Here is a 24,162-nt window from a genome sequence, read left to right as displayed (position 1 = left end):
GGCCGGGCCCGCCACCGCTTCCAGGCAGCCCCGCGCCCCGCAGGAGCACGGCGGCCCCCCGATGTCCACGCACACGTGTCCCAGCCCGCCCGCGCGGCCGTGCGCGCCGCGGTAGGGGACGCCGTCGACCAGTACCCCCGCGCCCAGCGCCGCGCCGGTGTGCACCGCCACCAGGACCGAGGAGCGACCGGCCGAACCCGACCAGTACTCGCCCAGGGCGGCCGCGGTCGCGTCGTCGCCGGTGACCACCGGCAGCCCGGAGGCCCGCTCCAGCCCCCGGGCCCCGGACGCGTCACCGGCGGCGGACACCAGGCCGATGCCCAGCAGCCGTCCGCGGTCCACTCCGGCCCCCTCGACCAGGGCGTCCACCCGGCGGGCCGTGCGCTCGGGTTCCCCGGCGGGGTCCGCGTCCGGGGGTCCGGCGTGGGCCGTTCGGGAGACGACGGCGCCGGTCAGGTCGGTGAGCGCGTAGGTGGTGCCGCCCGCGTCCAGGTGCACGCCGACCGCGAACCGGGAGGAGGGGGCCAGGCGCAGCAGCACCCGGGGCTTGCCGCCGGTGGACTCGGCGCGGCCGACCTCGTTGACCAGGCCGTCGGCGAGCAGTCCGCGCACCACGGTGGAGACCGTGGCCGCGGTCAGTCCGGTGGCGCCCGCCAGCCCGGACCGGCTGATGGTCCCGGCCGCCCGGATGACGTCGAGGACCGTGGCCCGGCTCGACGTGTGGGGAATGGCCCGACCCAAGGGAACCTCCGGCTGTACTGCGTGTTCGGTGCGCCCCAGGGTAGCCGCCGCCCCACCCTTGACTTACTTAGTTCATTGAAGAAAGAATCCTCGAACCACAGCCCGCACCCGAGGAGCACGATGCCCAGCCACACCCTCCACGACGGATGGCGCCTGACCGCCACCGCCGGCCCCGTCCCCGAGAGCATCGCCGACCGGGAGATCCCCGCGACGGTGCCCGGGAGCACCCATCTCGACCTGCTGGCCGCCGGGCTGATCCCCGACCCCTACCTGGACTCCGCCGAGGCCGAACTCGCCTGGGCGCACCGCACCGACTGGCGCTACACCCTCACCTTCGAGGCCGACGCCCCCGCCGACGGGGAGCGCGTCGACCTGGCCTTCGACGGACTGGACACCATCGCCACCGTCACCCTCAACGGGCACGTGCTCGGCACCGCCGCCAACATGCACCGCTCCCACCGGTTCGACGCCCGCCCCGCCCTGCGCGCCGGGAGCAACGAGCTGACCGTGGACCTGCACTCCGCCCTGGAGCACGCCGAGCGGGAGCGCGAGCGCCTGGGCGCCCGCCCGCACGTCAACGCCCACCCCTTCAACATGGTCCGCAAGATGGCCTGTTCCTTCGGGTGGGACTGGGGGCCCGACCTCCAGACCGCCGGCATCTGGAAGCCGGTCCGCCTGGAGCGCTGGACCACCGCCCGCCTGGCCCGCGTCCGCCCCCTGGTCACCGTCGGCCCCGACGGCACCGGCCGGGTCGAGGTCCACGCCGACCTCGAACGCGCCGGGGACGGGATCCCCCTCGTCCTCACCGCCGCGGTCGCCGGGCGCACCGCCACCGCCTCCCTGACCGCCGGCGCGGCATCGGGGACCGTCACCGTCGAGGTGCCCGACGCCGACCTGTGGTGGCCCGTCGGGTACGGCGACCAGCCGCTGTACGACCTGGAGGTCACGGTGTCCGGGGGTGGAACGGTGCTCGACACCGCGCACCGCCGCATCGGCTTCCGCACCGTCACCGTGGACACCGAGCCCGACGCCCACGGCACCCCCTTCACCGTGACCGTCAACGGCCGTCCGGTCTTCGCCAAGGGCGCCAACTGGATCCCCGACGACCACTTCCTCACCCGGATCACCCGCGAGCGGCTCGAACACCGCGTCGGCCAGGCCGTCGACGCGCACATGAACATGCTGCGCGTCTGGGGCGGCGGCATCTACGAGACCGAGGACTTCTACGACGTCTGCGACGAACGCGGCGTCCTCGTCTGGCAGGACTTCCTGCTGGCCTGCGCGGCCTACCCCGAAGAGGACCCGTTGTGGGGCGAGTTCGAGGCCGAGGCCCGCGAGAACGTCGCCCGCCTGGCCTCCCACCCCTCCCTCGCCCTGTGGAACGGCGGCAACGAGAACCTGTGGGGCCACGAGGACTGGGGCTGGAAGGCGGAGCTGGGCGACCTGACCTGGGGCCACCGGTACTACACCGAGCTGTTCCCCAGCATCGTCGCCGAGCTCGACCCCACCCGGTTCTACTCCGACGGCAGCCCCTACTCCCCCGGCCTCACCCCCGAGGAGTCCCACCCCAACGCCGAGGCGCACGGCACCCGCCACGAGTGGGAGGTGTGGAACCGCACCGACCACCGCGCCTACCGCGACACCGTGCCCCGGTTCTGTTCCGAGTTCGGGTTCCAGGGGCCGCCCACCTGGTCCACCCTCACCGAGTGGATCCACGACGAGCCGCTCACCCCCGACTCCCCCGTCTTCCTCCTCCACCAGAAGGCCGAGGACGGCAACGGCAAGCTCGACCGCGGCCTGGCCCTGCACCTGCCCACGCCCACCACCTTCGCCGACTGGCACTGGGCCACCCAGCTCAACCAGGCCCGCGCGGTGGCGCTCGGGGTGGAGCACTTCCGGTCGTGGTGGCCGCGGACCGCCGGATCCCTGGTCTGGCAGCTCAACGACTGCTGGCCGGTCACCTCCTGGGCGGCCGTGGATGGGCAGGGGCGGCGCAAGCCCCTCTGGTACGCGCTGCGCGCCGCCCACGCCCCGCGCCTGCTCACCCTCCAGCCCCGCGACGGGCGGCTCGTCCTCATCGCCGTCAACGACACCGACGAGCCGTGGGAGGCGCCGCTGCGGGTGGAGCGTCGGCGCTTCGAGGGCGGGATACTGGACGGTACCGAGACCGAGCTGTCCGTGCCGCCGCGGTCCACGGCCGAGTACGAACCGCCCCGGTCGCTGCTGGCGACCGCCGACGACACCCGGGAGGTGCTGGTGGCCGCCACCGGCGACGCCCGCCTGGTGCACCCCTTCCGCGAGGACGTCCACCTGGCCTACGACCCCGACGCGCTCACCGCCGAGGCGGAGACCGCTCCCGGCGGGTACCGGGTCCGGGTGAGCGCCGCGTCGCTGGCCCGCGGCGTGTCCGTGCTCGCCGACCGGGTCGCCCCCGACGCCGAGGTGGACGACATGCTCGTCGACCTGCTGCCGGGCGAGTCGCACACCTTCCTGGTGCGCACCGCGGCCGAGGTCGACCCGGCGGAGTTCACCCGGGAGCCGGTGCTGCGCAGCGCCGCCTCCCTGCACCCCCGCGGGAAGCGATGAGCACGCCGGAGCGCGCGGGCGCGGTCGGCCTGGTCCTGGCCCGGCCGCGCCGTCTGCTGAGCGCCGAGCCGTTCTTCATGGAGTTCCTCGGCGGCATCGAGGAGCGGCTGGCCGCCCACGGCATGTGGGTGATGCTGCACCTGGTGTCCACCGCCGAGGAGGAGGCCGCCGCCCACCGCCGCTGGGCCGAGCGCGAGATGGTGGACGTCGTCATAGTGGTCAACCCCACCGTCGACGACCCCCGCCCGGAGCTGCTGCGCGAGCTGGGGCTGCCGTTCGTGGTGGCGGGCGCCCCCGAGGGCGCGGGCCTGCCGGGGGTCCTCTCCGACCACGGCACCCCCATCCGGAAGGCGGTGGAGAGGTTGATCTCCCTGGGGCACCGGCGTATCGCCCGGGTCAGCGGGCCGACCCCGCTGCTGCACACCCGCGCCCGCACGGACGCCCTCATCGCGGCCTGTGCCGAGGCGGGTCTGCCCGCGCCGGTGACCGCCGAGGGCGACTACTCGCACGAGGCGGGCGAGCGGCTCACCGCGGAGTTGCTGTCCGCGGCGCAGCCGCCCACCGCGATCCTGTACGACAACGACGTGATGGCGGTCGGCGGCCTGGAGGCGGCCCGCTCGCTGGGCGTGGACGTCCCCTCCCGGCTGAGCCTGGTCGCCTGGGACGACTCCACCCGCTGCCGTCTGGTCTCCCCCGAGTTGAGCGCGATGACCGTGGACGTGCACCGGTACGGGACCCAGGTCGCCGACGCCGCGTTGGAGGCGGACCGGGGCGTTCCCGTCACCGAGCGCTGGTTCCCCGCCTCGCATTTCACCGCCCGCGGCAGCACCGGCCCCGCACCGGCGGAATAGGGATTCGTCGACGGGTCCGCGAGGGGACCCGTCGACAGGTCCCCTCGCCGCCATGTCGCCGTGTCGCCGTGTCGACACCGGCCCGGGCGATCAGGGAAACGACCTGTTCCCGCCCGTGGGGGCGTACACCCGTTGTCCGGGCGGACGTGCGGCCATACCGTCGCGGTCCATGCCGTGCCCCCCGCCCGGAAGGAAGCCCCATGCGCGGATCCCCCCGCCGAACGGGCACGGTCGCGGCCGTCCTCGGTGTCTGCCTCCTGCTCGCACCCGCGACGGCCCCGGCGAGCCCGCGCCCGCCCCGCTCCCCGTAACCTCACCGGAGATCGAGGGCCCCTGCCGGGCGGCGCCCCGGGCGATCCCGCCGCCGACGACATCGCCGAGACCCACCCGTTCTTCTCCTCCGACGCCGACCTCGCCTCGTACGGCTACGTCGAGGAGGAGTTCATCGTCTCGGGCACCGCCAACCGCTACGGCGCGGACTCGGCGGTGTCCGAGCACCCCTACCGGACCCGGGTCGTGGTCCGGCGCACCTCCGACCCGCGCGACTGGAACGGAACAGCGCTGGTCGAGTGGCAGAACGTGACCGCCGGCCACATCACGCCGGTCGACTCACGGGAGAACCGCCGCGAGGCGGCGCGGTCCGGCATCGGCAGGTAGACCGCACCACCGGACACGAAAAACCGCCCCCGGCTGTGCCGGGGGCGGCTGGTGGCGGTGGAGGAGGGATTTGAACCCTCGAAGGGTTGCCCCTTACCCGCTTTCGAGGCGGGCGCCATCGGCCACTAGGCGACTCCACCGCGGGTAACTCTACCGGATGGGAGGGGGTGCGGAAAACCGGTCAACCGCGCCGTCGCGCGAAGAACCGGGTGAGCAGGTCGGAACAGGCGGCGGCGACGTCCTCGCTCACCAGGTCGAACGGGATCACCTCGGGCCGGTGGTTCAGGCGCGGATCGCGGACCAGGTCCCACAGCGAGCCCGCGGCACCCGCCTTGGGGTCGCGGGCGCCGTACACCAGGCGGTCCACCCGGGACAGCACCGTGGCGCCGGCGCACATGACACAGGGCTCCAGGGTGACCGCCAGCGTGCAGCCGGACAGCCGCCATTCGCCGCGGTGCCGGGCGGCGGCGCGCAGGGCCAGGATCTCGGCGTGCCCGGTCGGGTCCCCGGTGGCCTCGCGCTCGTTGTGCCCGCGGCCGATCACCTCGCCGCCGGGGTCGAGCACCACCGCGCCCACCGGGACGTCCCCCGTGGCCAGGGCCAGTTCGGCCTCGGCCAGGGCCGCGCGCAGCGCGGCGTCCAGGGCCGGGTTCACAGGCGCATACCGTCCAGGATCTCGCCGAACCCGGCGCGGTCGGCCACGACCGCCAGGACATCGCTGGGCAGGACGCCGCTGCCGACGGACAGCGAGCGCAGTTCCTCGGCCGGGACCCCGAAGTCCTCCAGCAGTCCGGCGTCGCCGCCCGGGGACGCGCCCCGGGAGGTGTCGGGGGCACCGGCGCCCACCAGTGTGCCCGCCTCGGCCAGCACCTCGGCCAGCGGGTACTCCTCCACGGCGCGGGCGTCGGACAGGTACACCCGGGGCTCCCCGTCCTCGTAGGCTCGCACGATGGCGAACCACTCGTCGTCGACCTCCACGAGGAGGACGGCGGACGGGGCACCCGTATCGGCGGCGAAGTCGAGCGCCTGTTCGGTGACGTCGTCGACGACGTCCACCTCGCCGAGTTCGAGCTCGGTTCCCCGCCACGTCCCCCCGTCGGGTGCGAAGACGGCTGCGAAGGTCGACACCGCGTGCTCTCCTAGTTCTCCGGGCTGCGCTTCCTGGGGTCCCCTACCCCATCGCGTCGAGGACACGCTGGAAGGCCTGCGCGAATCCGAGGCGTTCGGAGATGCTGGCCAGCACCTCGTCCGGGTACAGGTCGAGATCGCCGGCCAGCGCGCCCAGCTCCATCTCGTCCAGACCCAGGTCCGCGACGATCGACAGGTCCCCCGCGGGTAGGACCTGATCGAGATCATCGTCGTCGGGCTGGTCGATGTCCAGGTAGTCGAGGACGTCCCGTGCCACCTGCCAGTCGACGGACGCGGTCACGTCGGACAGGAACAGGGACACCTCGCCGCCGTACACGCGCACGAGGACGAAGAAGTCGTCGCCCACCGAGACCAGACCGATGGTCCCGCTGATACTGGGTTGCTGGCGCAGGGCGTGGATCAGTCCCTTGAGGTCGTGCACCAGGGCGACCGGCAGGAGGTCGACCTCCCAGTACTCCTCTTCCCGGAACGCCACGGCCGCGAAGTCACCCGAGTCGTCATCATGATCGAGCACTGTCATCGTCACCCCAACCCGGCCGGTGCCATCAGTCCGGACGAAGGAACCCCGGATCGTCCGTGCGAGTGACATGGTAACGATCACTCCGTGCCCGCTGTGGCCCTTGTCCGCTTCAGTCCGACAACGCTCTCACGACTTCGGGGGGCGCGGTCCCGCGGAGGGCCCCCGCCGGTGCCCGGCGGGCCTGTTCGCGCACCCTTCCGGGTGGGCACGCGCGGTTAGACTCTGCCTGGCTCAGCTCCCCGGCCACCGTCCCGTCGTCCCAGCTCACCCGGAGACCACCTTGGAAACCCTGGTCGTCGACCACCCCTTGGTCGCGCACAAACTGACCACCCTGCGCGATGTGCGGACCGACTCCCCGACCTTCCGGCGCCTGACCGACGAGCTGGTGACCCTGCTCGCCTACGAGGCGACCCGCGACGTCCGCGTGACGGAGGTCACCATCGAGACGCCCCTGGTGGAGACCACGGGGACGCAGCTGAGTCGGCCCACCCCGCTGGTGGTGCCGATCCTGCGCGCCGGGCTGGGCATGCTCGACGGGATGACGCGCCTGCTGCCCACCGCCGAGGTCGGCTTCCTGGGGATGGCCCGCGACGAGGAGACCCTACAGCCCGCCACGTACGCCGACCGGCTGCCGCAGGACCTGTCCGGCCGCCAGTGTTATGTGCTCGACCCGATGCTGGCCACCGGCGGCACCCTGGCCGCCGCGCTCAAGCTGCTGGTGGAACGGGGCGCCGACCACATCACGGCGATCTGCCTGCTGGCCGCCCCCGAGGGCCTGGTCGCGGTGGAGCGGAAGCTGACCGAAACCCTGGCGCCGGACCACGGTGCGACGCTGCGCGTGGTCACGGCGGCGGTGGACGAGCGCCTCAACGACAACGGTTTCATCCTCCCGGGTCTGGGTGACGCGGGCGACCGGCTGTACGGCTGCGCCTGACCCCCCGCGCATGAGCGCCCGTCCGGTCCTCCGGTCGGGCGCTTTTTCGGCTGTTTTCAGATCCGGATGAATGAATGGCCGAAAACCGGGCAGAGTGCTGCTACGGCCCACCATCGTCCCAGGCCGGGAGGTCGCAGAGGTGGGCCGCTCCCAAGGAGGACACACCGAACCGCATTATCCGAATTCATTTTGAGACGGGAACGTAACCGATAGCAGTGATCATGGTTCCTGGTCGCCCGTAACCAGTAACCCCCACGGCCCGAAACAACCCCCAGGACGTAGTCCACCCGAACCCGAACGCCTCGCCCATCTCGGACGCGGTCATCAGGCAACCCCCGGGTGACTACCGAACGCCTCCGCGCGCGCACGCTGAGCCATCCGCCTCCCGAAACCCTCAAGGAGAGAGATGACCGAGACCACCTCCGCCCCCATGACCACCGACCAGCGCTTCGCCTCCGTGGTGGACCTCCTCGCCGCGGAGTTCTCCGGCGTGCATCACGAGTCCACCGTGACCCGGTGCGTGGACGCGGCCCGGCACGGGGCCGAAGAGGTCACCGGCAGAGCCACCCCGGACCTCGTCGAGCGGATCGCCCGACAGCACCTCCAGGTGCTCGCCCTGGCCTTCGCGGAACGGCACTGACGGTTCCCCGCCCCCCGAGGGGAGATCCGCGCTGCACAGAGTCCGGTTTTCGGGCCGGCCGACACTCACGAGGGTTTTCGGGCCTGACCGACCCGCCCCGCTTCTCCAGAAATGCCAACCCAAACCTCCTGACCTGCACCGGTAGGCAGCCGATTTTCGGCCCCGGCGCCACCGGATGCACAACCGCACCGGAACCGGACACAGCCCGCAAGCAAGGAAGGTCCGACATACCGCCACGCCGAGGGTGTGCCCCAGGCTTTACGGGCAGGACCCCCAATGCGACAATCGCTGCTGGGTCGGTGGGTCAGGTGGATTCCAAGGGGAGTCGGTCGTGGCGAAGTTGAAGAAATGGGGCGGCTACGCTCTCATCTTTTTCGTAGCGTTTTATCTGCTCACGCAGCCCGAAAGCGCGGCCGGCGTGATCCAGAGCGCGCTCGGGGGACTGATGGGCGGCGCCGAGTCGATGTCGCGCTTCGTCAACGCACTGCTGCCGTAGTGGGGATGGTCGGGTGCCATGCGCCTCGTAGCGTCGAGTAACAGCGCCCCGGCGTCGGTCAACCGCTACCTGCTCCCGCACGAGCAGGACGTGGTCACCATCCGGAGGCATCCCGCGGTCCTGATCGGACCGGTGGGCGCGGTCCTGGGCGCCCTGATCGTCGCCGGGATCCTCAGCAACACGCAGATCGCGGACACCCCGGCCGCCCTGGCCATCATCTGGTGGCTGTGGCTGCTGGTCCTGGTGTGGTTCGTGTGGCAGGTGGCGGAGTGGTCGGTCGACTACTTCGTGATCACCTCCGCCCGTCTGTTGCTGACGACGGGGCTGATCACCCGGCAGGTCAACATGATGCCGCTGGGCAAGGTCACCGACATGAGGTTCGAGCGCAGCCTGTTGGGCCGGTTCCTCGGCTACGGGACCTTCGTGATGGAGTCCGCGGGTCAGGACCAGGCCCTGAGCAGGATCGACTTCATCCCGTACCCCGAGCAGCTGTACCTGGAGGTCGTGGGGCTCATCTTCAAGGAGTAGCCCCGCGCGCATCCGACAGGGCACCCGTCCGCAGGACGGGTGCTTCTTGCTTTCCCCGGCCCCGCCCGCGAACATCCCACGGGGTTGCCCGGTTCCCATCCTGTTCACCTTCTGTTCACCTTGACTCGGGAGCCCCTCGCGACCCATCGGGCCGCCCCTGCGAGAGACGCACGCCACCAGGCGCTTCGGAGTCCGTCGACGACGGGAGGGCCTCCTGTGACGGAGCACCCACGGGAAATGAATTGACTCAAAGGTGAACGTAGGGTTAACTGGGGTCATCTTATACGGAAACGAGGAGGGCACCATGGCACGCAGAACAGGCCGTGCACCGCACCCGACTCGCTCCGTCGACGCCCGTCGACGCACGCGTTCCACCGCAGAGACCCTCCGCATGTCCGGCCTCACGCCGGACGCGGCGAGCGTCCCCCGGCCGCGTGAGAACGTCGACGCCATCAGCTCCGGGCACCCGATCATGCACTGGGTTCTGGCCACCGACGAGGCCGGCCGCACCCGTCCCGAGGCCCGCTGGCTGTAGCAGAGCATCAACGACGCACGCCCCCTTCCGGCAGCGCCGGACAGGGGGTGCCCGGTGTTCGCACCGGACGCGAGAGAGCGAGTCCGAAGGGCCGTCCCGCACAGCGGGGCGGCCCTTCGCCGTTCCCGCGGCCGGCCCGGCCGCGGCGACTCATCGCCGTGTCGACATATCGGCTTGGGGCAATACCTCTATTTCAGCCAGGATCAAACAGACCCACAGAGAGTGATCCAGGTCTCACGGGATCCTGTGTTGACTCTCAACGAAACGAGACGTATCGTCTTGCTCATGAGGCTGTACCACTTCCTGTGATCCCGCGTCCGACGCCCGTGCCAGAGCACAACGCGCACCCGCCGCACCCCGGCCCCGCGCGGCTCCACCGGCGTCGCCGCCCCGCGGTCGATCCGGTACGGCCTCTTCGTCGTCCCCGCATCCCGAGCCCTGTGCCCAGCGCACGCCCGCTCCCCCGGGTGCCCGCACGCTGAAGCGCCCTCCGGCGGCCCGCGGCCCGTTCCACCGGTCCCACCGCAGCAGAGGAGGCATGACCTTGCGCACCGCCCGAGTTCGATCCGCATCGCCCACCGCCGAGATCACCCGAGGAGGAACGCCCATGCGCGCCGCGACACGCACCCGCTCACAGATCACCCTCACCGGGGCCGCCAAACACTACGGCGACCAGGCCGTCCTGGACCGGGTGGACCTGACCATCGCCCCCGGGGAACGGGTCGGCGTCATCGGGGACAACGGATCCGGTAAGAGCACCCTGCTCCGGCTGCTGGCGGGAGAGGAGGCACCCGACAACGGGGAGGTGCTCGTCGCCGCGCCCGGCGGCATCGGGTATCTGCCCCAGACCCTGGAACGGGTCGGCGTCATGACCGGCACCGTCGGCGACGCCGTCGACGACGCACTGGCCGACCTGCGGGAGATGGAGGCCCGCCTGCGCGCATTCGAGGCGTCGCTCGGCACCGCCGACCCCGGGGAACTGGCCGCCTACGGCGACCTGCTGTCCGAGTTCGAGGCACGCGGCGGCTACACGGCCGACGCCCGGGTCGACGCCGGGCTGCACGGTCTGGGCCTGCCCGGCCTGGACCGCGACCGCCCGCTGCGAACGCTCTCCGGCGGGGAGCGGGCACGGCTGGCCCTGGCCGCGGTGCTGGCCGCCGATCCCGAGCTGCTGCTGCTCGACGAGCCCACCAACGACCTCGACGACGGCGCGGCCGCCTGGCTGGAACAGCGGCTGCGCACCCACCGCGGCACCGTCGTCGCCGTCACCCACGACCGGGCCTTCCTGGCCCACGTCACCGACACCGTGCTGGAGGTGGACCACGAGCTGCGCCGGATCCACCGGTACGGCAACGGGTACGACGGGTTCCTGCGGGCCCGGGCCGCGACCCGGGCCCGGTGGATCCGCGAGCACGAGGAGTGGCGGGCGGAACTGGCGCGGCAGCGGCGGCTGGCCGAGAACGGCATCGCCGCGCTCCAGGCCATCCCGCGCATGGTGGACAAGGCGGGCTTCGGGCACGGGAACTTCCGGATGCGCTCACGCGCCCACGGTGCGGCGAGCCGGATCCGGCAGGCCAGGGAACGAGCGGCGCGACTGGTCGAGAACCCGGTCGCGCCGCCGCCGGTCCCCCTGGAGATGACCGCGTCCTTCGCCGCCGCCGACGGCGGACCCGTGCCGCCGGTGGAGCTGGCGGGGGTGCGCGTGGAACACCGGCTCGACGTTCCGGCGCTGTCCGTCGCACCGGGCGAGCGGATCATGGTCACCGGCCCCAACGGGGCGGGCAAGAGCACGCTGCTGCGGGTCATCGCCGGGGAACTGGCCCCCGACACGGGCGAGGTGCTGCGGCGCGGCCGGATCGGCCACCTCCGCCAGGAGGACGGGGCGGTCGTTCCGGGCCGGACCGCACTCCAGGCCTACGCCGCCGGCCGACCGGGGCCGGCCGAGGAGTACCGGGACGAGCTGGCCTCGCTGGGGTTGTTCCGGGCGCGGGAAATGGATCAGTCCGTGGAGTCACTTTCGGTCGGCCAACGCCGCCGGATCGAGGTGGCCAGATTGACCTCGGGGGCTTACGACCTGCTGCTTCTGGACGAGCCGACCAACCACCTCTCCCCCGGTCTCGTGGAGGAACTGGAGGAGGCGCTGGGGCGCTACACCGGCGCCCTGGTGATCGTCACCCACGACCGCACCATGCGTGCGGGCTTCTCGGGGCGGCGATGGGAGATGCACGAGGGGATGATCACCACTGACACCCCATGATCGACGACATCGCTTTGTCGACAAATTGGCTTGACCATAAATGGTTAAATCCACTGACCGAAACAAGGGGGTGTGTCGGACACCGGCACACCCCCGCCACGGTGTCCGAAAAGCCCGGTGGCCCCAGCATAAGCTGACCCCATGCTCGACGGGACCGTTTCCACCCGCCTGCTCCTCCTGCTCGGCGAGGCCGCGCGCACCGCGGGTGTTCCCGAACCCCTCGTCCTCGCCGAGACCGGGCCCGCCGCCGCCGCGGACGAGGCCGCCCGCGTCCCCCTCCCCTCCCTCGTCCGCCTGTGGGAGCACGTCGCCCACGCCCTCCCGCCCGGCCGGGCCGGAACCCACGTCGCCGACACCGCGGCGCTGGGCTCCCTGCCCGCCTGGGACTACCTGGTCGTCAACGGCGCCACCCTCACCGACGCCCTCACCCGCAGCGTCCCGTACCACCGGGTCGTCACCGCCTCCGAGAAGGAGTTCGCCGTGCACACCCCGGGCGACGACCTCGCGGTGCGCTACCACACCGGTGCGGGGGACCCCCGCACCGCCGCCGCCGTCCACGAGTACGTCCTCGCCTACTACCTGCGCCGGGCCCGCGAGGCCACCCGCACCGACCTCGTCCCCCGGCGGGTGGCCTTCTCCCACCCGGCCCCCGCCGACCGCTCCGCCCTGGTCCGCGCCTTCGGCACCGCCGCCCTGGAGTTCGACGCCGGGGTGAACGAACTCGTGTTCCGGGCCGAGGACGCCCGCGTGCCCCTCCCCTCCGGTGACCCGCGCCTGGCCGAGCTCCTGCGCGGCCACGCCGGGATGCTGCTGTCCGCCGCCCACCCCCTCCCGAGCTGGCTGGACCTCTTCCGCACCGCCCTGGACGCCGAACTCGACCACGGGGCGCCCGCCCTGGGCGCCGTCGCCCACCGGCTGGCGTCGAGCCCGCGCACCCTCCAGCGCCGCCTCGGCGAACACGGCACCACCTGGCGCGAGGAGGTCGACCGCGCCCGCCACTCCCGGGCCCGGCGGCTGCTGTCCTCGGGCCTGACCGCCGAGACCGTCGCCGCCCGCCTGGGCTTCTCCGACGACCGCGCCCTGCGCAAGGCGTTCCACCGCTGGTCGGGGCGCACTCCGGCGCAGGAGCGCCGCGCACTGGCGCGCGGGGACCGGTCCGCGGCGCACCCGGACCTGGGGTCCGGAAGCGCCCGTCCCTAGTTTCGGAGGTGTCGCCGGGACCGGCCCGGCCCACCGGAACGAGGCACCCCATGACCGTCCGCACCCGCGAGATCCATCTGGCCGCCCGCCCGACCGCCGAGCCCGGCCCGGAGCACTTCGCCCTGGTGGAGGCCGACCTGCCAGAACCCGCCCTCGGGCAGGTCCTGGTCCGCAACACGTGGATGTCCGTCGACCCCTACATGCGCGGCCGGATGGACGACGTCCCCTCCTACCTGCCGCCCTTCGAGATCGGCCGCCCCCTGGAGGGGAGCGCGATCGGCGAGGTCGTCGCCTCGCGGGCCGAGGGGGTCCCGGTGGGCGCGACCGTCTCCCACTTCCTGGGCTGGCGGGAGCACTCGCTGGTCGACGCCGCCGCGGCCGTGGTCCTGGACGTCACACGTATCCCGGCCTCCGCCTACCTCGGCCCCCTGGGCACCACCGGCCTCACCGCCCACCTCGCGCTCACCGACACCGCCCCGGTCCGCCCGGGGGACACCGTGTACGTCTCGGCGGCGGCGGGGGCCGTCGGGAGCGTGGCCGCGCGCATCGCCCGAGACCTGGGCGCGGCCCGGGTGATCGGCTCCGCGGGCGGCCCGGACAAGACCCGGCTGCTGCTGGAGGAGTTCGGCTACGACGCCGCCATCGACCGCCGCCGCGGCGACCTCGCCGCGCGCCTGGCCGAGGCCGCCCCCGACGGGGTCGACGTCTACCTGGACTCGGTCGGCGGCGACCACCTGGCGGCCGCCCTGACGGTGATGAACCAGGGCGGCCGGGTGGCGCTGGTCGGCGCGATCGGCGACTACAACGAGGCCGAACCCGCCCCGGGGCCGAACCTGTACCGGGCCGCCACCAGGGAGGTCACCCTGCGCGGCATGCTCGTGAGCAACCACCTGCACCGGTTCCCCGAGTTCCACGCCAAGGCGGTGCCGTGGCTGCTCGACGGCACCCTGCGCACCCGCAAGACCGTCCTCGACGGCCTGGAGAAGGCCCCGGAGGCCCTGCGCGGCGTCCTGACGGGCGCCAACACCGGCAAGATGCTGGTCCGCCTCTGAACACGCCACCGCCACGGGCGTCCCGGACCACCCGGGCGCCATGTCGACAAAGCGGCTGTAGTGACCCTGGAAGGCCACGGTGACGTCCGCGGTGGGGCCGTTGCGGTGCTCGGCGACGATGATGTCCGCCTCTGAACACGCCACCGCCACGGGCGTCCCGGACTACCCGGGCGCCATGTCGACAAAGCGGCTGTAGTGGCCCTGGAAGGCCACGGTGACGTCCGCGGTGGGGCCGTTGCGGTGCTTGGCGACGATGATGTCCGCCTCGCCGGCCCGCGGCGACTCCTTGTCGTGCACGTCCTCGCGGTACAGCAGGATCACCATGTCCGCATCCTGCTCGATGGAGTTGTGGACGCTGATCCCGTTGGCCACGAAGTTGTGCGTGCCCGCGACCGTGGCGTCGAAGACCTCCTCCTCGCCCAGCGGCTCGACCGCGACGACCTCGTCCCAGAAGACGTCGTTGGTGGCGAGCAGGTCGAGGTCGGCGTCGTCGAGGACCGCGGCGATCCGAGAGAGCCGTCCCCGGCTCGGCGCGGGCCGCCGCATCGCGTTCCCGTTGAACTGCACGCCCGGCTCCGGGGAGAACCTGCGATGGGTCATCTCCTGGGCCGCGATCGTGGTGCGCACCCGGTCCCACACCTGCCGGGGCACGGTGTCCACGTTGGTGTCGGCCGTCCGGCCGAGCATCTTCTCGATGCAGGAGGCGAGGGTGAGGGCGCGGGAGCCGTGGCAGCCCACCTTCTCCGCGAACAGCCTCTGCTGGTCCACCCCGTGGACGTCGAGGACGAACGAGGGCCGGTACCCCTCCTTGGTGCTGCGCTTGATCCTGGTCATGATGCCCAGCCGGGCCAGCAGCAGGGCCACGCCGTCGACGAGTCGCCGACTCGTGGAGGAGTAGCAGATGCGGGCGCCACCGGACGCCTCATTCCAGTGGACGCTCCCGCCCGTGGCCCACAGGTGGCGCAGGAACAGGGCGATCTGGTCCGTGGGCAGCGTGAAGACGGGGTCGGGCACGAACTTCTCGTGGCTGCGGAGCCCGAACAGCCCCAACCCGTCGAGCCAGGCGGCGACCGGGTTCCGCTTGCCGTGGGTGAGCCGGAACGGCGCGGGCAGCCGCAGGGTCGTGACCCGCGCGGAACGGTACTCGTCCCGGACGGCGGTGATGCCGAAGTGGAGGGCCGCCTCGGTGACCGCGGCCAGGTTCTCCTCGTCGACACTGGCGTAGCGGATGGGCCGGCGGCGGACGAACGACCCGTCACCGATCATGTGGGCGAGCAGGACCACCTCGCCCTCGGGCCACGCGGCCGCCCCCTCCGGTGCGGGCACGTGCCGCGGGACGGCGATCCGGTCACCGGTCCTCAGGTCCTCCAGGTGGCGCCACCCCTCGAAGGCGAGGAACGGGTGGTTGGCGGACGCCTTGACCTCGCGCCCCGATGCCAGGCGCAGCCGGAAGGTCTCCTTGACCCCGCTGGAGAAGACGTGGCTCATCGTGCGCGGGACCAGGCGCAGTTTCTCGTCCAGGGACCAGACCGGGATGTCGCGTTCTCCCGACGCATGCAGCTCACCGAGCGTGGTTTCGGCCCCCGTGTCGGCCCGCAGGATCCTGGTGTCGGCGGTGAGGCAGCCCGATTCGCGGAGGTCCGACACCTGGGGGCGTTTGTCGGTGCGCTGTTCGGGACCGCGGTTGAGCTGGGAGAGCGCCACCACGGGCACCTCCAGCTCCTTGGCCAGCAGCTTGAGCGACCGGGACATCTCCGAGACCTCCTGCTGGCGGCTCTCCACCCGGCCGGGCGAGCTCATCAGCTGGAGGTAGTCGACGATGACCAGCTTGAGGTCGTGCTGTTGCTTGAGCCGCCGGCACTTGGCCCGGATCTCCATCATCGACATGTTGGGCGAGTCGTCGATGAACAGCGGCGCGTTGGCGACCTCGCCCATGCGCCGCGCCAGCCGCGCCCAGTCGTCGTCGGTCATCAGACCCGACCGCATGGTGTGCAGCGGCACCCGCGCCTCCGCCGACAGCAGGCGCATGACGATCTCGTTGCGCCCCATCTCCAGGCTGAAGAAGACCGCGGTCATGTTGTGCTTGATCGACGCCGCCCGCGCGAAATCCAGGGCCAGCGTGGACTTCCCGACGGCCGGGCGGGCGGCGATGATGACCATCTGGCCGGGGTGGAGGCCGTTGGTGAGGGCGTCGAAGTCGGCGAAGCCGGTGGGGACGCCGGTGAGGGTGCCGTCGTGGGAGGAGATGGCCTCGATCTCGTCCAGGGCGCCGGGCATGATGTCGGCGAGGGGGACGTAGTCCTCGCCGGTGCGCTTCTCGGCGACCTTGTAGATCTCCGCCTGGGCGTGGTCGACGAGGTCGTCCACCTCGCCGTCGCCCGCGTAGCCGATCTGTGCGATGCGGGTGCCGACCTCGACCAGGCGGCGCAGCACGGCGCGGTCGGAGACGATCTTGGCGTAGTAGCCCGCGTTCGCCGCGGTGGGGATGGCGTTGGTGAGGGTGGTCAGGTAGAGCGCGCCGCCGACACGGGCGGACTCGCCGCGCTTGGTCAGCTCGGCGTTGACCGAGACGATGTCGACGGGTTCGCCGCGGGAGAACAGGTCGACGATGGCGTCGTAGATGATCTGGTGCGCCGGTCGGTAGAAGTCGGCGGACCGGATGATCTCCACGACCTGGGTGATGGCGTCCTTGGAGATGAGCATGCCGCCCAGGACGCCCTGCTCGGCCTGGATGTCGTGGGGTGGCGTGCGCTCGTATCCGCCTTCTTCGGGTGGCTGCTCAGCGACGCTCACGAACAATCTCCCCTGGGCCGTGCTCCACCGGCCCCGGGTCGGGACCGACCCTTCCAGGATGCCTCATGGAACGCGCCGGGGGTGCCGTGGGCGGAGTCGTCCACAGGCTCTCCGACACCTGTTCGCCCCGCTCCGCGGGGGTTTCACCGACCCGTTGTGCACATAACCTGTGGATAACTTTGCACACACCCCCTCTTATCAGTGTTGACCTGCGAAAACATGCTTCGGTGGCGGGGTGTGCAAGATGTCTCACAGGGTCGATTTCCACAAGTTATCCACAGGCGTCCCGAGGCCTGTGGATAACTTCACCCTCCCGGGGGAACGCCTGTCCGATAACGTGGTCCGGTCATGCCCAGACCGCTCTCCGCCGCCCCGTTCCGGCACCGCCACGACCGCGAGATCTTCGCTCTGGCGATCCCCACCTTCTTCGCCCTCGTCAGCGAACCCCTGTTCCTGCTGACCGACTCCGCGATCGTCGGCACCCTGGGCACCGCGGCCCTGGCCGGGCTCGGCATCGCCGGCCAGGTGCTGCTGACCCTGGTCGCCGTCTGCATCTTCCTGGCCTACGGCACCACCGCGGCCGTCGCCCGCAAGTTCGGCGCGGGGGACGTCCCCGGCGGCATCCGGGACGGGATCGACGGCCTCTGGCTCGCGGCGCTGCTGGGCATCGCCGCGATCGCGATCGGCTGGCCGCTCGGTCCCACCATGGTGGACCTGCTGGGAGCCTCCCCCGAGGTCACCCCGCACGCCCTGGTCTACCTGCGCGTCAGCCTGTTGAGCACGCCGTTCCTGCTCATCGTCATGGCGGGCACCGGTGTACTGCGCGGCCTACAGGACGCCCGCACCCCGCTGGCCGTCGCGGTCGCGTCCTTCCTGGGCAACGCGCTGCTGTGCGCGGTGTTCGTGCTGGTCCTGGACTGGGGCATCGCCGGTTCGGCGTGGGCGACGGTGGTCGCCCAGGGCGGCGGCGCGTTCTGGTACGTGGCGACGATGGTCCGCCGCGCCCGGGGAGAGGGGGTGTCGCTCGCGCCGTCGGCGTCGGGTCTGCGCGCCTCGGCCTCGGCCGGGTTCGCGCTGTTCCTGCGCAGCGTCTCGATGCGCGTGGTGGCCCTGGTGACGGTGGCGGTCGCGGCCCGGCTCGGCGACGCGTCGGTGGCCGCCCACCAGGTATCGCACAACATCTGGGCGCTGCTGGTGTTCGCCATGGACGCGATCGCGATCGCCGGGCAGGCGATCATCGGCCGCTACCTGGGGTCGGGCGACGTCCGCGGGACCCGGGACGCCACCCGCCGCATGGTCGAGTGGGGCGTGATGCTGGGCGCGGTCTTCACCGTGCTGGTGCTGCTGGTCCTGCCGTGGGCGTGGATCCCGTTCACCTCCGACCCGCAGGTGCGCGTGCTCATCACCGCGTCCCTGGTCGTGGTGGCCCTGCTGCAACCGCTGAGCGGTGTGACCATGGTGCTCGACGGGGTGCTCATGGGCGCCGGGGACCAGCGTTACCTGGCCTGGGCGTCCCTGTGGACGATGCTGGTCTTCCTGCCGTTCGCCCTGGCGGTGCCACTGCTGGAGACGTCCGCGGTAGGGGGGATCGTGGCGCTGTGGACCGCCTACGGGGTCTGGATCCTGGCCCGTGCGATCGCCCTGGGGCGCCGGGCCCGGGGCGGGGCCTGGCTGGTCACCGGCGCGTCCCGGCCCTGACCCGGCCCGGCCCGGGGGTCCCGCCGTGCGGCGGAGCGGAGATCCCGGGTGCGCCCGGGTCAGAGGGAGACGTCGAGGTCCCCGATCGCCGGACCGTGGTAGAAGGTGGCCACCCGCTCCGAGTTCGGGGTGTCCGGGAAGGTCGGCAGCTGCTCCAGGGTGAGTTCGATCCCGGTCACCCGGCTCAGGTGGGCGAGCTGCTCGCGGAGCCGGGAGGCGACGTCCCTGCGCAGCTTCGGGAGCATCGAGTAGAGCTTGTCCCCCGGGCAGTTGGTGGCGTTGTAGTCGCGGTGGCCGACGATGGCCTCCTGCGGGTCCAGCCGGTAGACCAGGCACAGCCAGGCGCAGGTGTCCACCAGGGAGCGCATGAGCGCGGCCGGCGGGGTCGCCGAGGTGTAGGTGCCCTCGTTCTCGATGCCGATGGTGTGCGAGTTGTGGTCGGCCGTGTGCGCGCCGATCACGTGGCGGCCGTCGGCGATGGCCTGGAGGGTGCGGTCGCGGCCCTCCATGATGTGCCCGCCGCGGCTGATGGTGAGCTGCTGCCCGGTGTCACTCCACCCGTTGTGGTCCATGTGGTACCGCTGGATGGAGCGGGACAGCGCGCCCGCGTGGGTGGTCGAGGTGTCGGAGGAGTTCCCGGTGGCCGTGTGGTGCACGACGATGTGGGTCGGCCCCTTCGCCAGGACCGCTATGCGGTTCTTGGGGGCCCTGGCCTTCCAGTCCGTTCGGGTGTAGACCTTGGGCCTGACCGCGGCCAGCGCGCTCGTGGCCGGGGCGAGTCCGATCAGCCCGCCGAGCAGCACGCCCCCGGCGGCCAGTGCCGTGCTCCTCAGAACCGTCCTGCGGTCCGGCAGGCGCTCCGGTCGTCCGTTCATCGGCTCCTCGTCCTCTCTGCCCTGGGCGCCATGCGACACCGACACAGAGAACACGATAAGTTACAAAGAGTAGCCAAAGGGCGACTTTTGGTGAGCCTCGGCGTGTCGGCCCCGAACAGGACACGGGCCCCGCACCTCGGAAGGAGGTACGGGGCCCGGTTCACGCGAGCGCGAACGCCTCGGCTCAGACGCCGACGACGTCCAGCTTGATCGTCGCGACGACCTCGGGGTGCAGGCGGACCTGGACCTTGTGGGCGCCGGCCGACTTGATCGGGGTCTTGACCTCGATGCGGCGCTTGTCCAGCTGCGGGCCGCCGGAGACCTTGACGGCCTCGGCGATGTCCGCGGGGGTGACCGAACCGAAGAGACGGCCACCCTCACCGGCGCGCTGCTTGAGACGCACGGTGAGCGCGTTGACCTGGCCGGCGACCTGCTTGGCCTCGTCCAGGGTCCGGATGTCGCGCGCGGAACGGGCGCGCTGGATCAGGTCGATCTGCTTCTGGCCGCCGCGCGTCCACCGGATGGCGAACCCGCGGGGAAGCAGGTAGTTGCGGCCGTAGCCGTTCTTCACCTCGACGACATCGCCGGGGGCTCCGAGACCGTTGACCTCGTGGGTCAGGATCAGCTTCACGACAAAAACCTCCCTCGGAGAATCCCCGCTAGCGAGCGGTGCTGGTGTAGGGCAGCAGGGCGACCTCGCGCGCGTTCTTGATCGCGGTGGCGACGTCGCGCTGGTGCTGGGTGCAGTTACCCGTCACGCGGCGGGCGCGGATCTTGCCGCGCTCGGAGATGAACTTGCGGAGAAGCGTGGTGTCCTTGTAGTCGATGTAGGACTGCTTCTCCTGGCAGAAAAAGCAAACCTTCTTCTTGGGCTTGCGCGCTGCCGGCTTCGCCATCGTGGTGCTCCTTCGCAAGAGCCCCGGGTTCCTCCCGGGGATGGTCTGAGGACATGTGAACAGTGACTCGGCGCCCTCGGGCGCCGGGTCGGGGTGTTGCGCCTACGGCACGGGGCCGCGGCGCGACCGCTCGGTTAGAACGGCGGGTCGTCGGAGAAACCGCCGCCGAAGCCGCCGCCTCCGCCACCGCCGCCGTTGTTGGCCCACGGGTCGTCGTTGGCGGGGGCACCGCCGCGGTTGCCCTGCTGGCCGCCGCCGAAGCCGCCGCCCTGGTTCCCGTAGCCGCCGCCCTGCTGCTGGGGCTGGCCGCCGCCGAAACCACCGCCGCCGCCCTGGCCGAAGCCGCCTCCGCCGCCGCCCTGGCGCTGCGTCTTGGTCACCTTGGCGGTGGCGCTGCGCAGGGCCGGGCCGACCTCGTCGACGTCGACCTCGAAGACGGTGCGCTTCTCACCCTGCTGGGTGTCGTAGGAGCGCTGCTTGAGCCGCCCCTGGACGATCACCCGCATACCGCGCTGGAGGCTCTCCGCGACGTTCTCCGCGTACTGCCGCCACACGGTGCAGGTGAGGAACATGGACTCGCCGTCCTTCCACTCCCCCGACGCGCGGTCGAAGGTGCGCGGCGTCGAGGCCACGCGGAAGTTGGCGACAGCGGCTCCACTCGCCGTGAAGCGCATCTCAGGATCGTCGACCAGGTTGCCGACGAGCGTGATCTGGGTTTCGCCTGCCATGAGGGCTCCGGTTCGGGGTAGATCGGGTCAGGCGGTTTCGCCTGCTCCCCTGATCATCCGTCCTTCCACCGACAGAATCAGCGGAATCGGATGATCCGGGGATAGGGGGCCGCGGCCGGGAGGGCCGCTAGTGGACCTCGGGCCGGATGACCTTGGTGCGGAGCACGGCCTCGGCGATGCCGAGCTGGCGGTCGAGCTCCTTGACCGTGGCGGGCGTGGCCGTCAGGTCGATCACGGCGTAGATGCCCTCGGGGTTCTTCTCGATGTCGTAGGCGAGCCGACGCTTGCCCCAGATGTCGACCTTCTCGACCGAGCCGCCGTCGTTGCGCACGACGGACAGGAAGTTCTCCAGCGACGGGGCGACGGTGCGCTCGTCGAGGTTCGGGTCGAGGATGACCATGATTTCGTAACGACGCATCGGCGTACGTTCCTCCTCTGGACTGTCGCGGCCATGGAATCTCCATGGCAGGAGGGCAGGGGCCCGCGGTGTTCTCCGTGCGGTGACGGGGGTGCGGGCTCAAAGCCATACGGGGATCAAGGCTACCAGCAGCACGGGACCGGAATCGGCGGCCGTGTCCCCGGCGGTGTCCTCCCGGGACGTGCGAAGGGGCCGGTGCGCGATGCGCACCGGCCCCTCGACCGCGTCCCCGGGACGGGGTCAGTCGTCGCGGGTACCGAGGATGGTCACCCGGGCGTTGTCGTCGTCCGTTCCCGGACGGCCGCCGCCCCAGCCGCCGTCCTCGCCGCCGTTGTCACCGCCGTCGTCACCGCCGCCGGTCCAGCAGGGGTCGTCGGCCGGACGTCCGAGGCATTCCTCGGGGTCCGGGCTCTCACCGCCGTCGCCGCCGTCGTCTCCGTCGTCCCGGCACTCCAGGTCCCAGATCTCGCAGTCGGGCTCGGTCGGGAGGTCCTCGCAGTTCGGGTTGTTGGTGTCGGGGTTCTGCGGGTCGCAGGCGGGGTGCTCGCTGGGCTCATCGCTCGGGTCCTCGCTCGGATCCTCACTGGGATCCTCGCTGGGGCTGGGCGAGGGCGCGAAGTTCTGGTCCGTGCCCACGTTCGCGGCCGGCGGGAAGGGTTCCGACGGCAGCTCCATGATGTCGATGGCCTGGACCATGAACTCCCGCCACACCTCGGCTGAGGTGCCGCCACCGTAGACCGAGCTGTTGGCGACGCCTTCGAACTCCAGTCCGACGTTGGCGTCGGCCCGGCTGAGGCCGACCGCCACGGACATCTGGGGCACGTAGCCGACGAACCAGGCCGAGATGGCCCCGGAGGAGGTACCGGTCTTGCCGGCGACCGGCCGTCCGTCGGGCAGTGCGGCCGCGGAGCCACCGCCGTTGGTGACGACCTGGGTCAGGGCGAAGGTGACGTCGGCGGCGACGTCGGCGGACATCGCCCGGGTCCCGGTCTCCAGCTCGTCCGCGTCGTTGGGCGGGATCTCGGTGCCGTCGCTGTTGGTCACCTTGGTGACCATGTGCGCCGGGCGGTGCAGGCCGCCCGCAGCGAAGGTCGCGTAGCCGCTGGCCTGGTCCAGTGCGCTGACCTGGTGGGTGCCCAGCGCGATCAGCGGCCCCTGGGTGGAGGTCGTGGTCTGTTCCTCGTCCACACCGGCCCTGACGGCCATCTGGTCGACGGCGGCCGGGGTCACCTGCTGGGCGAGCTGCACGTACGGGGTGTTGTAGGAGTTCGCGGTGGACTCGATCAGGTCGACCGCGCCGTGGTCCTGCTTGTCGGCGTTCTCGACCGGGCTCTGCAACCCTTCGAACTCCTGCGGCGAGTCGCCGTTCATCAGCGTTCTGAGGCTGATGTTCTGGCTGAGCGCCGTGGCGAGCACGTAGGGCTTGTACGACGAACCCGCCTGGGTGCGCTCCACCAGGGACTGGTTCAGCTCGATCCCCACGTCCGCGCCGCCGCGGAAGGCCAGGATCTCGCCGGTGGCCGGGTCGATCGCGGTGAGGCCCTTGCGGGTGTCCTCCGGGTGCCCGGGCAGGACGTCGAACGCTCTGTAGGCCGCGTCCATGAGCCCGGGGTTGAGCGAGGTCTCGACCTTGTAGCCCTGGGTGGCGATGTCCTCGGCCCGGAGTCCGTAGCGCTCGACCAGCTCGTTGACGACGGCGTCGCGCACGTAGCCGGGCTTGGGGTCGAACTCCTCCTCGACCTCTTCCTCCTCTTCCTCCTCCTCGCCATCGGCGCTGGGGCCCCACTGCGTCGTCTCGGGGATCTCCAGGGCGTCGGCCTCGCTCCTGGGCATGCCGCGGTCCGGGTTCTCCTCGTGCATGGCGACCAGCTGGTCCTGGATGTAGGGCCAGCGCTCGTCGTGGAGGTAGGTGTGGGTCCAGGGGCCCAGCTCCGAGTTCTCGAAGTTGGACGGCATCTGGATGATCAGGCCCAGGTAGGCGCCCTGCGCCGCGTCGAGCTCCGTCACGCTCTTGTCGAAGTACTGGCGGGACGCCATCTCGATCCCCATGGCCTGGCGGCCGAAGTAGATCGTGTTGACGTAGCGTTCGAGGATCTCCTCCTTCTCCATCTGCTGGCCCAGCTTGATGGCGATGAAGATCTCGCGGATCTTGCGTTCGAGGGTGCCGTAGCCCTCAAGGTTGCTGTAGTAGTTGCGGGCCATCTGCTGGGTGATGGTGGAACCACCGCCGGACTCGCCGCGGGAGACCAGGGCGCGGCCGATGCCCATGATGCTGATGCCGGGGTCCTCGAAGAACGTGTGCTGCTCGGCGGCGAGGATGCCGTCGATGACCTCCGGCGGGATGTCCTCGTACTGGACCTCGATGCGGCGGACCTCGCCGGTGGTGACCGCGACGTCGCCGGTCGCCCAGAAGATCTGGGTGGCCGAGTAGTCGGCGTCGCTCTTCGCCTGTAGGTCGCCCTTGTCGGGCGCCTGCGCGTACAGGAGGGCGAAGACCGCCACACCGCCGATGACCATCAGGCCGAACACGGCCAGCGCGGGCTTCCACGCCTTGGCGAAGAACCGCTTCCACCACGGGCGGTCGTCCGGTCCGTCCTCGCCTCCGTGG

The 24,162-nt window shown here is 71.6% G+C and carries 23 protein-coding genes and 1 tRNA gene; 12 read left to right on the top strand and 12 right to left on the bottom strand.

The features are described 5' to 3' along the window. On the bottom strand, positions 1–741 hold a 741-nt coding region (locus tag QJS33_RS27365; protein WP_306370942.1), incomplete at its 3' end, for an ROK family transcriptional regulator. A 120-nt stretch (positions 742–861) separates the two neighbouring features. Here QJS33_RS27365 and QJS33_RS27360 point away from each other — a divergent pair. The 3 genes from QJS33_RS27360 (at position 862) to QJS33_RS27350 (ending at position 4,835) form a co-directional block, all read left to right on the top strand. Next, complete coding sequence (locus tag QJS33_RS27360; protein WP_306370941.1) at positions 862–3,327, top strand: glycoside hydrolase family 2 protein; 2,466 nt, start codon at positions 862–864, stop codon at positions 3,325–3,327. After that, positions 3,324–4,178: a LacI family DNA-binding transcriptional regulator gene (locus QJS33_RS27355; protein WP_306370940.1), complete on the top strand. Its 855-nt coding sequence runs from the start codon at positions 3,324–3,326 to the stop codon at positions 4,176–4,178. Before QJS33_RS27360 ends, QJS33_RS27355 begins: the two co-directional genes overlap by 4 nt. Before the next feature lie 246 nt (positions 4,179–4,424). After that, positions 4,425–4,835, top strand: coding sequence for an alpha/beta hydrolase domain-containing protein (locus QJS33_RS27350; protein WP_306370939.1), 411 nt, complete (start codon positions 4,425–4,427; stop codon positions 4,833–4,835). Between the two features lie 52 nt (positions 4,836–4,887). Here QJS33_RS27350 and QJS33_RS27345 read toward each other — a convergent pair. The 4 genes from QJS33_RS27345 to QJS33_RS27330 all read right to left on the bottom strand — a co-directional run bounded on the left by QJS33_RS27345 (position 4,888) and on the right by QJS33_RS27330 (position 6,504). After that, positions 4,888–4,975: transfer RNA gene (locus QJS33_RS27345), tRNA-Ser, on the bottom strand. A 41-nt stretch (positions 4,976–5,016) separates the two neighbouring features. Then, a complete protein-coding gene (locus QJS33_RS27340; protein ID WP_306370938.1) occupies positions 5,017–5,490 on the bottom strand; it encodes a nucleoside deaminase in 474 nt (157 codons plus the stop codon). Beyond that, entirely contained in the window at positions 5,487–5,963 is a 477-nt protein-coding gene (locus QJS33_RS27335; RefSeq protein WP_306370937.1) for a tRNA adenosine deaminase-associated protein, read from the bottom strand. Before QJS33_RS27335 ends, QJS33_RS27340 begins: the two co-directional genes overlap by 4 nt. A gap of 43 nt (positions 5,964–6,006) precedes the next feature. Next, entirely contained in the window at positions 6,007–6,504 is a 498-nt protein-coding gene (locus QJS33_RS27330; protein WP_306370936.1) for a tRNA adenosine deaminase-associated protein, read from the bottom strand. 280 nt (positions 6,505–6,784) lie between these two features. Between QJS33_RS27330 and upp the strand changes: the two genes are divergently transcribed. From upp to QJS33_RS27290, 8 genes are all read left to right on the top strand, one after another. Further along, the gene (upp, locus tag QJS33_RS27325; RefSeq protein ID WP_306370935.1) at positions 6,785–7,438 is read left to right on the top strand and encodes a uracil phosphoribosyltransferase; all 654 of its coding nucleotides are present in this window, start codon (positions 6,785–6,787) and stop codon (positions 7,436–7,438) included. A 406-nt stretch (positions 7,439–7,844) separates the two neighbouring features. Continuing rightward, entirely contained in the window at positions 7,845–8,078 is a 234-nt protein-coding gene (locus tag QJS33_RS27320) for a hypothetical protein (RefSeq protein ID WP_372339724.1), read from the top strand. Between the two features lie 331 nt (positions 8,079–8,409). Next, positions 8,410–8,574 (top strand): hypothetical protein, encoded by a 165-nt coding sequence (locus QJS33_RS27315; protein ID WP_211715575.1) that lies wholly within the window; start codon positions 8,410–8,412, stop codon positions 8,572–8,574. 18 nt (positions 8,575–8,592) lie between these two features. Then, positions 8,593–9,102, top strand: a complete 510-nt coding sequence (locus QJS33_RS27310; RefSeq protein WP_220563968.1) for a PH domain-containing protein — start codon at positions 8,593–8,595, stop codon at positions 9,100–9,102. Between the two features lie 304 nt (positions 9,103–9,406). Further along, positions 9,407–9,637 (top strand): hypothetical protein, encoded by a 231-nt coding sequence (locus tag QJS33_RS27305; protein ID WP_306370934.1) that lies wholly within the window; start codon positions 9,407–9,409, stop codon positions 9,635–9,637. Positions 9,638–10,244: 607 nt separating this feature from the next. After that, complete coding sequence (gene abc-f / locus QJS33_RS27300) at positions 10,245–11,894, top strand: ribosomal protection-like ABC-F family protein (RefSeq protein ID WP_306370933.1); 1,650 nt, start codon at positions 10,245–10,247, stop codon at positions 11,892–11,894. A gap of 141 nt (positions 11,895–12,035) precedes the next feature. Then, complete coding sequence (locus tag QJS33_RS27295; RefSeq protein ID WP_306370932.1) at positions 12,036–13,094, top strand: AraC family transcriptional regulator; 1,059 nt, start codon at positions 12,036–12,038, stop codon at positions 13,092–13,094. A gap of 50 nt (positions 13,095–13,144) precedes the next feature. Further along, complete coding sequence (locus QJS33_RS27290; protein ID WP_306370931.1) at positions 13,145–14,146, top strand: NADP-dependent oxidoreductase; 1,002 nt, start codon at positions 13,145–13,147, stop codon at positions 14,144–14,146. Between the two features lie 162 nt (positions 14,147–14,308). Here the strand turns inward: QJS33_RS27290 and QJS33_RS27285 are convergent, their stop codons facing one another. Then, positions 14,309–16,939, bottom strand: a complete 2,631-nt coding sequence (locus QJS33_RS27285; RefSeq protein ID WP_306370930.1) for a replicative DNA helicase — start codon at positions 16,937–16,939, stop codon at positions 14,309–14,311. Between the two features lie 348 nt (positions 16,940–17,287). Here QJS33_RS27285 and QJS33_RS27280 point away from each other — a divergent pair, with 348 nt between their 5' ends. Further along, positions 17,288–18,637, top strand: a complete 1,350-nt coding sequence (locus QJS33_RS27280; RefSeq protein WP_306370929.1) for an MATE family efflux transporter — start codon at positions 17,288–17,290, stop codon at positions 18,635–18,637. A 59-nt stretch (positions 18,638–18,696) separates the two neighbouring features. On the opposite strand, the gene QJS33_RS27275 is transcribed toward QJS33_RS27280, so the two are convergent. The 6 genes from QJS33_RS27275 to QJS33_RS27250 all read right to left on the bottom strand — a co-directional run. Next, positions 18,697–19,512, bottom strand: a complete 816-nt coding sequence (locus QJS33_RS27275) for a peptidoglycan recognition family protein (protein ID WP_306370928.1) — start codon at positions 19,510–19,512, stop codon at positions 18,697–18,699. Between the two features lie 184 nt (positions 19,513–19,696). Beyond that, entirely contained in the window at positions 19,697–20,143 is a 447-nt protein-coding gene (gene rplI / locus QJS33_RS27270; RefSeq protein ID WP_306370927.1) for a 50S ribosomal protein L9, read from the bottom strand. A gap of 28 nt (positions 20,144–20,171) precedes the next feature. Further along, the gene (gene rpsR, locus QJS33_RS27265; RefSeq protein ID WP_073381321.1) at positions 20,172–20,408 is read right to left on the bottom strand and encodes a 30S ribosomal protein S18; all 237 of its coding nucleotides are present in this window, start codon (positions 20,406–20,408) and stop codon (positions 20,172–20,174) included. 134 nt (positions 20,409–20,542) lie between these two features. Beyond that, complete coding sequence (locus tag QJS33_RS27260) at positions 20,543–21,136, bottom strand: single-stranded DNA-binding protein (RefSeq protein WP_306370926.1); 594 nt, start codon at positions 21,134–21,136, stop codon at positions 20,543–20,545. A gap of 127 nt (positions 21,137–21,263) precedes the next feature. Then, positions 21,264–21,554, bottom strand: coding sequence for a 30S ribosomal protein S6 (rpsF, locus tag QJS33_RS27255; protein WP_220563978.1), 291 nt, complete (start codon positions 21,552–21,554; stop codon positions 21,264–21,266). Between the two features lie 240 nt (positions 21,555–21,794). Then, positions 21,795–24,162: transglycosylase domain-containing protein (locus QJS33_RS27250; RefSeq protein ID WP_306370925.1), on the bottom strand; the 2,368-nt coding region annotated here is incomplete at its 5' end.

Origin of the sequence: Nocardiopsis sp. CC223A, from assembly GCF_030766825.1 — a bacterium.
Taxonomy (GTDB): domain Bacteria; phylum Actinomycetota; class Actinomycetes; order Streptosporangiales; family Streptosporangiaceae; genus Nocardiopsis.
Note: the sequence above shows the minus strand (reverse complement) of the source record. Positions and strands in the feature narration are given on the sequence as shown.